The organism is Rhodococcus sp. ZPP (genome assembly GCF_017656075.1).
GTDB classification, from domain to species: Bacteria; Actinomycetota; Actinomycetes; order Mycobacteriales; family Mycobacteriaceae; genus Rhodococcus_F; species Rhodococcus_F oxybenzonivorans.
This window is the reverse complement of record NZ_CP058638.1, coordinates 267,902-279,753: the sequence shown is the minus strand read 5'-3', so window position 1 is coordinate 279,753 and position 11,852 is coordinate 267,902. Positions and strand designations below refer to the sequence as shown.

General features: G+C 61.0%; 11 protein-coding genes and 2 pseudogenes. 8 read left to right on the top strand and 5 right to left on the bottom strand.

Annotated features, from left to right (window positions below; genetic code table 11):
• Positions 1-9: 9 nt before the first annotated feature.
• Complete coding sequence (locus HYG77_RS01350) at positions 10-837, bottom strand: 3-keto-5-aminohexanoate cleavage protein (RefSeq protein ID WP_208961664.1); 828 nt, start codon at positions 835-837, stop codon at positions 10-12.
• Between the two features lie 337 nt (positions 838-1,174).
• Positions 1,175-1,641, bottom strand: a pseudogene (locus tag HYG77_RS01345) (DDE-type integrase/transposase/recombinase); the annotation flags it as partial.
• A gap of 69 nt (positions 1,642-1,710) precedes the next feature.
• Between HYG77_RS01345 and HYG77_RS01340 the strand changes: the two are divergent.
• Positions 1,711-1,980, top strand: a pseudogene (locus HYG77_RS01340) (IS3 family transposase); the annotation flags it as partial.
• A 137-nt stretch (positions 1,981-2,117) separates the two neighbouring features.
• Here the strand turns inward: HYG77_RS01340 and HYG77_RS01335 are convergent.
• Together HYG77_RS01335 and HYG77_RS01330 are read right to left on the bottom strand one after the other, a co-directional pair.
• The gene (locus tag HYG77_RS01335) at positions 2,118-3,317 is read right to left on the bottom strand and encodes an MFS transporter (RefSeq protein ID WP_109329720.1); all 1,200 of its coding nucleotides are present in this window, start codon (positions 3,315-3,317) and stop codon (positions 2,118-2,120) included.
• A 469-nt stretch (positions 3,318-3,786) separates the two neighbouring features.
• Positions 3,787-4,842: an aldo/keto reductase gene (locus tag HYG77_RS01330; protein WP_109329722.1), complete on the bottom strand. Its 1,056-nt coding sequence runs from the start codon at positions 4,840-4,842 to the stop codon at positions 3,787-3,789.
• A gap of 91 nt (positions 4,843-4,933) precedes the next feature.
• Here HYG77_RS01330 and HYG77_RS01325 point away from each other — a divergent pair, with 91 nt between their 5' ends.
• Positions 4,934-5,200 carry a winged helix-turn-helix transcriptional regulator gene (locus HYG77_RS01325; protein ID WP_208961663.1) on the top strand — a complete coding sequence of 89 codons (267 nt, stop codon included), beginning with the start codon at positions 4,934-4,936 and terminating at the stop codon, positions 5,198-5,200.
• Between the two features lie 195 nt (positions 5,201-5,395).
• Here the strand turns inward: HYG77_RS01325 and HYG77_RS01315 are convergent, their stop codons facing one another.
• Positions 5,396-5,569 carry a hypothetical protein gene (locus tag HYG77_RS01315; RefSeq protein ID WP_208961662.1) on the bottom strand — a complete coding sequence of 58 codons (174 nt, stop codon included), beginning with the start codon at positions 5,567-5,569 and terminating at the stop codon, positions 5,396-5,398.
• An 839-nt stretch (positions 5,570-6,408) separates the two neighbouring features.
• Between HYG77_RS01315 and HYG77_RS01310 the strand changes: the two genes are divergently transcribed.
• The 6 genes from HYG77_RS01310 (at position 6,409) to bphC (ending at position 11,842) form a co-directional block, all read left to right on the top strand.
• Positions 6,409-7,788, top strand: coding sequence for an aromatic ring-hydroxylating dioxygenase subunit alpha (locus HYG77_RS01310; RefSeq protein ID WP_109329726.1), 1,380 nt, complete (start codon positions 6,409-6,411; stop codon positions 7,786-7,788).
• A 54-nt stretch (positions 7,789-7,842) separates the two neighbouring features.
• Positions 7,843-8,406 (top strand): aromatic-ring-hydroxylating dioxygenase subunit beta, encoded by a 564-nt coding sequence (locus HYG77_RS01305; protein WP_105416146.1) that lies wholly within the window; start codon positions 7,843-7,845, stop codon positions 8,404-8,406.
• Between the two features lie 9 nt (positions 8,407-8,415).
• Positions 8,416-8,739 (top strand): non-heme iron oxygenase ferredoxin subunit, encoded by a 324-nt coding sequence (locus tag HYG77_RS01300; protein WP_109329728.1) that lies wholly within the window; start codon positions 8,416-8,418, stop codon positions 8,737-8,739.
• Positions 8,739-9,977 (top strand): FAD-dependent oxidoreductase, encoded by a 1,239-nt coding sequence (locus HYG77_RS01295; RefSeq protein WP_208961661.1) that lies wholly within the window; start codon positions 8,739-8,741, stop codon positions 9,975-9,977. The genes HYG77_RS01300 and HYG77_RS01295 overlap by 1 nt, the downstream gene beginning before the upstream one ends.
• Before the next feature lie 12 nt (positions 9,978-9,989).
• On the top strand, positions 9,990-10,847 hold the full coding sequence (bphB, locus tag HYG77_RS01290) for a cis-2,3-dihydrobiphenyl-2,3-diol dehydrogenase (RefSeq protein ID WP_208961660.1): 858 nt from the start codon (positions 9,990-9,992) through the stop codon (positions 10,845-10,847).
• Positions 10,848-10,966: 119 nt separating this feature from the next.
• Positions 10,967-11,842 carry a biphenyl-2,3-diol 1,2-dioxygenase gene (bphC, locus tag HYG77_RS01285; protein ID WP_105416154.1) on the top strand — a complete coding sequence of 292 codons (876 nt, stop codon included), beginning with the start codon at positions 10,967-10,969 and terminating at the stop codon, positions 11,840-11,842.
• The last annotated feature ends 10 nt before the right edge of the window (positions 11,843-11,852 follow it).

Below are 11,852 nucleotides of genomic sequence, written 5' to 3'. Positions count from 1 at the left end.
GCTCTGGTTTCATCGGCCCGCCGTCGACTGCAGTCGAAGCCTGTCGGCTGTCTCCTCCACACTCGCGATCGGACGATCGAGCGCCTTGGCCAGTTCAGCGACGCGCTGGACCAGCGGCAGATTCCCCTGGCTCAGTTCACCTTTACGCAAGTAGAGCGTGTCCTCGAGACCCGCGCGCGCGTTGCCGCCCAACGCAAGTCCCATCGCAGTCAACTCCAAGTTGGCGCGGCCGATAGCAATCACCTGCCAGACGCAATCCTGTGGCAGACGATCAACCATGGTGATGAGATTCGTTGCTGTCGCAGCCATACCGCCTCGTATACCGAGGACTATCGAAAACTGCAGCGGCTCACCCGACAACACGCCTGCGTCCCGAAGCCGCAATGCCGCCTCGAGATGACCGGTGTCGTAAATCTCCAACTCCGGTTTGACGCCGAGCTCTTCCATTCGGCGGGCCAACCGCTCTACGTCAGCCGGTGGGTTGCGGAATTCGCCGGCACCGAAACTCATACTGCACGGGTTCAGTGTCGCCATCTGCGGTCGCAACTCGACCAGCCGTTCGCGCTCCTCGAACGGGACCGACAGTCCCACTCCGGTGGACAGCTGGATGAGAATCGGGCAGCGTTCCGCGATTTTTTCCATGGTGATGCGGGCGATATCGATATCGGCGGTCGGCTGGTCCTGAGCATCTCTGATGTGTACGTGGGCTACCGACGCACCGACCTTATACGCCTCGTGAACCTGCTCGGCGATCTCGTCCGGCTGTGTGGGTAGCCAGGCGTTGTCTGCCTTGGACGCGATCGGACCGGTTGTCGCAACCGTGATTGTGACGCTCATAATTTATTCGATTTCTCCTTTGCCACCGCGGTGTACTGGCCAACCCCGGCCCCGCAAGGGGAGCCTGCGTCGTGGCGGCTCGACCGCTGAGGCGGACCTTCCTCGTTAGTCAACGTTTTCAGGCACCCATCCAACATCCGGTAAAACTACGGATGTTGGCACCGCCGAGCGCCAGCTAGGTTGTGGTTTCGTCATACATCCGCCCGCGGCCTGTCTCGCAACTTGATGCGTGATGGACCGCGGCTGTGGACGACGACGGCACGTCCCCCGCGTGGAGACGCGCCGCGATCAGAAGTGGACACACCGTGTTCGAGTTTGCTTTTCGGTTTATCTCAGGCCGGCCGTGGGCCCATTCGTCGGCCAGGGTGCGGTGGAAGCGCTCGACTTTGCCGTTGGTATGGGGCCGGTAGGGTCGCGTTCTGCGGTGGCTGATGTTGCGTCGGCGAGCGCATCCCGGAAAGGATGCGACCGGTAGCAGGCTTCGTTGTCTGTCTATATGTTTCGGACCGTGATGCCGAAGTTCATGAACCATGCATTGGCGCGGTCCAGAACGCGGCAGCGGTATCCTTTTGTTCATCGTCGAGCAACTCGCTGTGGGCCAGTCGGGGAGTGCGCATCGATAACGGTGTGCAGGAAGTGCTATCTGCGCGCCGGGCGGTGGAATTTGTCGAGTACACCGGTGCTGCGATCGGCGCGCGAGTTTCTCCTGCCCGCCGTACTGCCGAGCTTGCGCCATCCGCCGCCGGCGGGGAGCTTGCCAAGTTTCTTGACATCGGCGTGGACCAAGTCGCCGGGCCTGGCCGATGGGCCTTCCCCCCCCCTGATTGAGGACATCCTGAACACTGGGTCGTTAAGGTCCCGGAGGAAGAGACCACCGGCACGTCCACGGCCGAGCTCCGGGCCAGCGGGGCGGCGCGGCCGGTGTCCCGGGCGTGCGAGGTGTCGTCCGAGTCCGCGTTGGAGGAAGAAAACAAGCAGCTCAAGGCCCAGATCCGGGAACTCGAAACCGAACGGGAGATCCTGCGCAGGGCCGCGAAATATTTCGCGGGCGAGACCAATCGGTGAGCCGATTCCAGTTCGTCGACGACCACTGCGACACCGCTGAAGGTGAAGCGGCTGTGCCAGATCCTCGAGATATCGCGACCATCTGGAGTCAAGATGCCACCCGCAGGGAGTGAACTCCAAGTAGCTGAACTACCTCGATGAGCTGTGACCGCCAGGGGCGCAGATCGCCATCGATCTATATCGTTTTTAGATTCAGAAGATCGAGGCCATGGTTCTCACGTGGGTTCCGCGTGGTGAGAATGTGCGACCCTTTCGCTGCGGCGCTGAGTCTGCCAGGTAAGCGCGACGACGGTACCAGTCATGACCGTCAATGCGGCCGCTGCGATGAAGACGGCGATAGTCAAACCCCAGGAAGCTGCGACTGCGCCTACACCTAGCGCAGTACCGGCCTGCAGGACGTAGACGACGAGATAGAGCAACGACATGGTTGCGCCGCGGTGTTCGATGGGAGCGCGGTCGTTGATCAAACCCAGCCCCCCGGTGAACGCACACGAATAACCGGCGCCGCCAATGACGCACCACACGAGGAACACCGCCAGTGAACCGCCGACGGACACGATAGCCATGACTGCCAGACTGATCAGTGTCAGGACTGCTCCTGTGTACACGGCGATGTGAGTCCGTAGCCGGGCCGACATCAACGCCGTAATTCCGATCGCGGCTGAGGACGAACCCAGAATCAGACCGGTTGTGAACACGTTGCTCTGCGGCGAGAATTGTCTGATCATCAGCGCCCCGATCGAGAGAAAAATCGCGCCAACACAGTAGGCCAGCGACACCGACAATGTGGCGGCTGCAAACGGCAATCGAAGTTCGGGGACTAGACGTACATGAGCAGGACGCCACCGCGGCGGTGACACCGGACGATCGTCGCCCAGCATCGCCAGCGCAATTAAGGTCCCTAACGAGAGGACGAGCAACAATACGTAACTGACGACCAACGGAAATGGGGCGTACTGCACCAGAGCGCCGGCAGCGACCAACGCGGCGGTCAGACCCGTGGAAGTCGCCACGGCAGCGGACGCACTGGCGTATCGCGCGTGGGTCGATGGATTGTGTTCTACCAGGGCCGCACCGGCGGCCCCGATCGCCAGACCTGAACCTGCGCCTTGAAGGACACGGCAAGCGAACAACAAGCCAACATTCGGCGCCAGCGCGAATAAAGTCGCGGAACCGGCGATGAGCGCGATGCCCCACATCATGACTACTCGTCGACCGATCGCATCCGACAAGTTGCCGAAGGCCAGTAATGCCGCGATAAGGGCGAGCGGATAGGTTGCGAACACCGCGGTGATGGTGGCGGGCGACAAGCCCCACGCATCGACGTATAGAGGGTAAAGAACACTCGGGGCGCCGCTCGACCACAATGCGACACCCAACGCTGTCGCCGCCACGAAGAAATTGGCTCTACGCATAGTCTCTTTCCAACTTCGAAGGGAGCACAGGTGAAGACGAGGCGGACCTGGGCGTTGAACACCGGGCGCCAGCGTCCCGTCCCCCGGCGGGTCGCTCTCAGCGACCCACACATTGGCGCCCTTGGAGGCGGCCTCGTGATGTAGGCGGTGGTGGTGCTGACTTACCCCTCTACGCCATTGCGGTCGCGATCGGTGCCTTCCTTCCCGTTGCCTGGGCCTCCTCCGCGTCATAGACCCGCAACCAAGCTGATCCAGCGGCACGCCTCGCTTCCCGTCGCCGGACCGGACGAGGACGGACACGGCCAGTGTCACGTCGTCGCCGAGGCGGAAAGGTGCGGATTTCGCTTACGGCGGCCACGGTCAGCGAGATTTTCCCCTACGCCCCGGCCTCATACTCAGCTGAGAAGCGAAGAGATGCATTGATCACTTGCTCCATTGACGCCGACGGCCGGCCATCTGAAAGCACCAATCAGGCAACCGGCGGCACTGGATCGGCAATTTGCCCGGACTGTCCGCCTTGAAGCCGGTTCTTGGACGAGGCGTTCGCCTCGTGGGGGATACCGAGAGCAACCGCACTGACCTCGGTCAGAAGGTCGTACTGCTCAGGTGTGAGCGCTAGGCTCAGTGCGTCGAGGTAATCATCCAGCTGAGCGACATTGCGTGGTCCGATGATGGGCGTGGATGGGGTTGCCGATCGCCGTGCGCGCTCGTTGACCCATGCCGTAGCTACCTGGGCGGGAGTACGCCCGATCTGATCGGCAATAGCGACCACCGTGTCGACCACCGCTCGCTTCTGATCGTTGGATTCCGTGTGCACCAGAGTTTTCAGATCGGTAAGCCGTCCGTCGTCGCTGTGTCGGTACTTACCCGTCAGCAGGCCGCCACCGAGTGGTGACCACAGTGTGACACCCAAGCCGAGAGCCTGGGCCATAGGAAGCAACTCTCGATCGGCGGAACGTTCGACCAAGCTGTATTCGACCTGAATACCTGCAACCGGAGTCCACGCTGCTGCATCGGCTAACGCCACCGCGTGGGCAACGCGCCACGCAGGAAAGTTCGAGAACGCCGCATGTAAGATCTTTCCCTGAGTGACGAGGTCGTCCAGCCCTCGCATGATCTCCTCGATAGGGGTCAGTGCATCGGGGTAGTGCACCCAGAGGACATCGATATAGTCGGTGTCGAGGCGCCGCAAGCTGTCCTCTACTGAGGTGCGGAGGTTCTTACGGCTGTTTCCAGTGCGCGAGAGGGTGCCGCCGGGCTTGGCGCCGACTGTGAATTTTGTTGCAAGAACCAGATCATCTCGATCAGCGTGAACGAACTCACCGAGTAGTTCTTCAGATTGACCGAACTGATAGGCATCGGCCGTGTCGATGAAGTTTCCACCCGCCTCAACGAAGCGGTCGAAGATCTGCTTCGCCTCATCACGTTCTGCGCCGGCACCCCATCCGGTCCCGAAGTTACCGGTGCCCAAGGCGTACTGAGACACCCTCAGTCCGGTGCGGCGGCCGAAAGTGGTGTAGCGCATGTTCACACTCCAAGATATCAACACTGCTGACTTGTTATTTCAGAAGCTACATGGCGGACTTCGCTTGGGAAGTCAGAAATATAATCGCTGAATGCCTTCTCGTTTCAAAGCTGTCGATGGCGCGTTCTCCAGTATGTGCGCGATCAACCGGAGTCTCGGAGTGCTCAGTGACACCTGGACCTTTCTGCTGCTGCGCGAAGCACTCCTGGGTAGGCGTACATACGCCGAGTTCGAGCAAAACCTCGGCATCGGCACGGCCGTGCTCGCTGATCGGATAGCTCACCTAGTCGACTGCGGGGTGATGGAGAAGCTTCCCTATCGCATTCCGGTCAGAGAGTCCGTCACGCGTATTCGCTGACGCCGGCAGGAGACGAGCTCAGGATCGTCCTCGCGGCGCTTCATCAATGGGGCGCGGAACACCTGGCATCGTCGACGCCGCTCGCACGACTTCCCCTCGATCGCGCAATGCATCGCCGACTCCGAGTGGCCCTTATCGATGATCAAGGTCAAACGGTCGATAGTCAAGCGATGGAATTTTTCCCGGAGTCGTTTGCTACGCCAGATTGATCTCGTGCGGATCGGGCCGGGTGCGCTCATCGAGACAGGATTTTCCATAGGTGCAATTCCATCCTGAGCGCGTCGCGGGGGATTCGATTGCATACTGCGAAGCGCCATGCGATCCGGTTCCCGAGGTGGTGATCAGGCCGCCGACCGAAAATACGAACACGGTTCGACCTTATCCTGCACGGATAGCGGGCAGCACGCCTATGTGACGGCGATCTGCGAGACCACATTGACGTCGTGTTGTCGCGCGAGCTTGTTGATAGACAGACTCTCGCTGACGATAGGATCGGTAAGTCGTCGAGCATCGACCGTCCGCATCCCACCGGACAAGGACGGTGTGTCCTCGATGCCGGCATCATCGAAGGACAACCTTCTGCGCGACGCCGTCGCCCGTGGTGACTACGGCGACCTCCGCGCTCTCGAACTGCCCGACAGGCACCAGGTTGATGGCGCGAACTCGCAACGCGTGTGCACAGCGGGGCGAAGAAGCTCCTCGGCAGGTTTATCAAGGTCTGCATGGCAGGTGGGGCAAACACGGTTCTGGAGTGCACGTTCAGTTGGCGGGTCTGGGCCCATATTGTGGACTCACCTCGCCGAAGGCGATTACCCAGAAATTCACGATTCTCGACGTCGAAGCGCCCGCAGAGATTCACCCATGCACGCGCCTCGACCCACTCGTGGCGCTGCGGTCCCGTGGATGAAGGAGAACGAAATCCGCCAGCCCCGGATTGTGGAACAGACTTTCGCACAGTCCCGTTCAGACTAGGAGCGAAAGCCGGGTGGCTTTGCGTCAAGCTCCCTGCACAGAACGGCTGATGAATCAGGACGCCGGTTCAGTAGTTTTCCCGGATGTTGATCGGTGAGACGCGGGACACAATTGGTTCTGTTAGTGAGCACTCTTACGGATCTGATCCTTTCCCCTCGGAGAGGAATCGGTTCGACGCACACGCAAACGACGACCGTACAACGTTGCGGCTTACCGACGGGAGAAGGGCCAACCCTATGACTGAACCGAACTGTGGACCTACGCTGACGAAGGACAAGCCGAGATGGGCCGATGAGGACATCGCGGCGCTCGTCGACGAGAAGAACGGACGGATCGATCCCCAAATCTTCACCGACGAGGCCATCTACGAGCAGGAGTTGGAGCGCGTATTCGCTCGCTCGTGGTTGATGATGGGCCACGAGACCCAGATTCCGAACGCTGGCGACTTCATGACGAACTACATGGGTGAAGACCCGGTGATCGTCGCTCGTCAGAAGGATGGAAGCATTCGCGTCTTCCTCAACCAGTGCCGCCATCGCGGAATGCGCATCTGCCGCGCTGACGGGGGCAACGCGAAGTCGCTGACCTGCAGCTACCACGGCTGGGCATACGACATGGCCGGCAACTTGGTGAGCGTGCCGATGCAGAAGGAAGCCTTCCCCAATCTCAAGAAGGAAGAGTGGGGTCCACTCAAAGCTCGAGTGGAAACCTACAAGGGCCTCATTTTCGCCAACTGGGACGCCGACGCCCCTGACCTCGAGACCTACTTGGGCGATGCGAAGTTCTACATGGACCACATGTTGGACCGGACCGAAGCGGGTACCGAAGCTATCCCGGGCGTTCAGAAGTGGGTCATTCCGTGCAACTGGAAGTTGGCTGCAGAACAGTTCGCCAGCGATATGTATCACGCGGCAACCACCGCGCACCTTTCCGGAATTCTGGCAGGGCTACCCGAGCACATCGACATCAGCCAGGTTGCGCCCCCGACGACGGGCATCCAATACCGTGCTCCCTGGGGCGGCCACGGCACCGGGTTCTACATCAACGACCCCGCGCTGCTTCTTGCCATCACCGGACCGAAAATTGCGCAGTACAACACCCAGGGGCCTGCCGCCGATAAAGCGGTCGAGAGGCTCGGAAGCATCGTGCGTGGTTCTCAGGTGACTGCAGAGCACATGACCATCTTTCCGAACTGCTCTTTCCTGCCAGGTCTGAACACCGTGCGGTCATGGCATCCCCGTGGCCCGAACGAGATCGAAGTCTGGGCGTTCACCATTGTCGATGCCGACGCACCCGAGGACATCAAGGACGAATTCCGTATTCAGTCGATGCGCAGCTTCTCGGCCGGTGGCGTCTTCGAGCAGGATGACGGTGAGAACTGGGTCGAGATCCAGCAGGTGCTGCGTGGTCACATGGCTCGTAGCCGCCCGTTCAATGCGGAGATGGGGCTGGGCGAGACTCGGACGGACGCTGACTACCCGGGGACGATCAGCAACGTTTACAGCGAGGAAGCTGCCCGCGGGCTGTACTCGCACTGGGTGCGAATGATGACGTCCCCGGACTGGGCCGCCCTCAATGCCACTCGCATCCCGCAGGACGAAGCAGCGCTCACGTAACCGCCACCGGAGGTCTCTCGCACGAGAGACCTCCGGCAGACACATAGGACCGCCATGATCGATACAACGTCACCAACCATTCCGTTTCTTACTAAACCAGCGCCCATCGACGTGGCGCTGCAGCAGGAAATAGAGCAATTCTATTACTGGGAAGCGAAGCTACTCAACGACCGCCGATACCCAGAATGGTTCGCACTCCTGGCGGACGACATCCATTACCTGATGCCGATTCGGACTACGCGCGTCATGCGTGAAGCTTCTCAGGAGTACAACGGTCCCAGGGACTACGCGCATTTCGATGAAGATGCCCTGCAGATGCGTCAGCGTCTGCGCAAGATCACCTCGGATGTCAGCTGGTCCGAGAATCCCGCTTCGCGCACGCGGCACGTGATCTCGAATGTCATGGTGGTCGATGGCGAGAGGTCCGGCGAATACGAGACGTCGAACGTCTTCGTCGTCTACCGAAACCGTCTGGAGCGGCAGGTCGACATCTTCGCAGGCGAACGCAAAGACCTGCTGCGGAGAACGGGCAGCGACAGCGGATTCGAAATCGTGCGACGGACAATATTGCTGGATCAGAGCACAATTCTGTCCAACAATCTCAGCTTCTTCTTTTAGGACCCATCAATGCCTCTCACACGGATCTGTAACTCGAACGACCTACCACCGGGTGAAATGCTGCGCTTCGAAGGTGGCGCGGAGCCCATCTTGGTTTCCAATGTCGACGGAGAGTTCTTCGCAGTCCAGGACACCTGTTCGCACGACGAGTGGTCGCTCGCCGAGGGAATGCTCGAGGGCGGTGTCGTCGAGTGCACATTGCACTGGGCGAAGTTCTGTGTACGAACAGGCAAGGTGAAGGCTTTGCCCGCCTCCGTACCTCTCCGCACCTTCGCGACCAAAGTCGAGGGAGACGAAGTGTTCGTCGAACTGGACAGCGAAGCGACAGTCTGATGGTCTCGACTATTGCGGTCGTCGGCAGTGGCGTCGCGGGCGTGGCTGCGGTGCAGGCGCTGCGGTCTGAGGGATATGACGGGCGTCTATTCCTGATCGGCAAAGAGAGGGAACATCCCTACGACCGCACCGCGCTCTCCAAAACGGTCCTGTGCGGAGACAAGAGCCACCCTCCGCTGCTGTTACCGACGGACTCCATCGCCGACTTGCGGGTCGAGATGGTGCTGGACACGACGGCAGTGCGGTTGGACGTCGAACGTTGCGAACTCGAGTTCGACAATGGTTCCTCGCTGAAAGCCGATCGCGTGTTGCTGGCCACCGGAGCGCGTGCGCGCGCGGCAGCCATCCCCGGCGTGACGCTGGCCGGTGTTGCCACCTTACGGACCGCGACCGACGCCTACGAACTCCGCCAGCAGTGGCACCCGGGTCAACACCTCATCGTAGTCGGAGGAGGTCTGATCGGGTGCGAGGTCGCCACCACCGCCCGCAAGCTGGGCCTTGACGTCACCATCCTGGAAGCGTCGGACGAATTGCTCCAACGTGTTCTCGGTCGACGAATCGGTCGATGGTGCCGACAGCGTTTGGAAGAACTCGGCGTCACGGTCAGATTGAACGCAGGAGTGGCCGAGTTCACGGGCACCGATCGGCTCACCGGTGTTATCGACACCGCAGGAGAGGTTCTGTCCGCAGACTCCGCAATCCTGTGTGTCGGAGCCGAACCCGAGACAATGCTTGCCGAGGAGTCCGGACTGCGCTGCAGTCGCGGCATTGTCGTCAACGCCTCCGGCGGTACCGGTGCCGAGAGTGTCTTCGCCGCTGGCGACGCCGCTTCGTGGCCCCTTCGAACAGGCGGTCGACGATCGCTCGAAACCTACATCAACAGCCAGAAGGAGGCCGCCGCCGTCGCGTCGGCGATGCTCGGCAGCCCCGTTCCCGCTGCACAGGTACCTCTGTCCTGGACCGAGATTGCTGGTCGTCACATTCAGATGGTCGGGGATATCGAGGGAGCCGGCACTTTCGTCGCGCGAGGAAATCTCGAGGACGGCGCAGCTGTGCTGTTCAGGGTGGACAACGGCAGCGTGATGGCCGCGGTTTCGGTAGATGCGCCGCGCGACTTCGCCATGGCGGCTCGTCTCGTCGACGCTGGCCTCCATGTGAATCAGGACGCTCTCTCGGATTCCGATATGGAGTTGCGAAAAATTTATCAAGCAGCTCGTCGCGAAGCGGCACTTACGTGAAGGAGAAGGACATTGCAACTCAAAGGTGAAGTCGCGCTGGTGACCGGCGGAGCTGCTGGGTTGGGGCGTGCGATCGTCGATCGCTTCGTCTCCGAAGGCGCGTCCGTTGCCGTTCTGGATCGCTCCCCGGCTGGATTGGCGGAGCTGAAGGAGGCCCACGGCGACGCCGTGGCTGTCGTCGAAGGCGATGTGCGTTTTCTCGACAGCCATCGGGAAGCGGTCGCCAAGTGCGTGGAAAACTTCGGAAAGCTCGACACCCTGATCGGCAACGCGGGCGTGTGGGACTACTCGACGGCGTTGGTCGATATACCGGACGACACGCTCAGCGAGGCGTTCGACGAGATGTTCTCCGTCAACGTCAAGGGGTACCTGCTGGGCGCGAAGGCTTGCCTTCCCGCCTTGTACGCTAGTAAAGGCAGCATGACTTTCACTATCTCCAACGCGGGTTTCTATACTTCCGGTGGAGGTGCTCTGTACACGGGGTCAAAGCACGCGGTCGTCGGAATCGTCAAGCAGCTCGCGTACGAGCTCGGTCCCCACATCCGGGTCAACGGCATCGCGCCGGGCGGTCTCGGCGGATCCGACCTTCGTGGCCTCAAAGCGCTGAACCTCCAGGACACCAGCATCTCGTCGATTCCGTTGGCGGACATGCTTTCGCAGGTGTTGCCGACGGGCCAGATGGCCACCGCGACGGAAAGCACAGGAGCGTACGTTCTGTTCGCCACGCGAGCAGAAACCGTTCCGCTGACCGGGAGCATCCTGAATTACGACGGCGGTTTGGGAGTTCGCGGCTTCACCGAGGCCAACCGCGGATCGTTGCTCGACGACCACTTCGCGCCGAACGAGGTCGTCGGTCGCGTCGCCCCATAACTGCGCCCCGTCTACTGGCGCGCGAGGTCTCACTCGCCCGCCGGTAGCGCGTTTCCACCGTCGCCACACGGCGATCGGTGACTATCGACGGCGAAAGCCGCGTTCGGAAAGGCTGGAAAATGAGCGTTCAACGACTCGGTTACATGGGCTTCGAAGTATCAGATGTGCAGGCCTGGCGGTCGTTCACAACTGAGAAGCTGGGTGCGATGGAGGCTGCTGGAGACGATAACTCGGCTCGGTTCAGGACCGACAGCCGCAGCTGGCGACTGTCGGTCGAGAAGGGTGCGTCGGATGACATCTCGTTCGCCGGCTTCGAAGTCGACAACGCGGAGGCACTGCACGCAATCGGCGAGCGTCTCGAATCGCAGGGCATCAAGGTGACCGCGGAGGGTAGCGAGTTGGCGGCAGATCGGGGTGTCCTCGGGCTGATCTCGTGTTCGGACCCGATGGGCACGCGAGTCGAGATCTACTATGGTGCGACAGAGCTGTTCGAGGAGCCGTTCGTCTCGCCGACCGGCGTCGGATCGTTCCTCACCGGCGACCAGGGTCTCGGCCATTACGTGATGGCCGTGCCGGACATCGACGCTGCCATGGAGTTCTACGTCGAGGGTTTGGGCTTGCATCTGTCCGACATCATCGACTGGACGCTTCCCGGAGACGTGACGGCAAAACTTCACTTCCTGCACTGCAATGGCCGCCACCACAGCTTGGCGATCGTCGGTCTTCCGCAGACCAAGAAGCTTCACCACTTCATGCTCGAGCTCGAACGCATGGACGACGTCGGTTTTGCCTATGACAAGTTCGACGCGGACCAGTCGGTGGTCATGACGCTCGGTCGCCACACCAACGACCACATGCTTTCGTTCTACGGCGCAACCCCGTCAGGTTTTGCTGTCGAGTACGGCTGGGGGGCTCGGCAAGTTGAACCGGGATGGTCGGTAGTGCGCTACGACAAAATCAGCATGTGGGGCCACAAATTCGTGGGGAGTCACTAGGGCTGCGGCA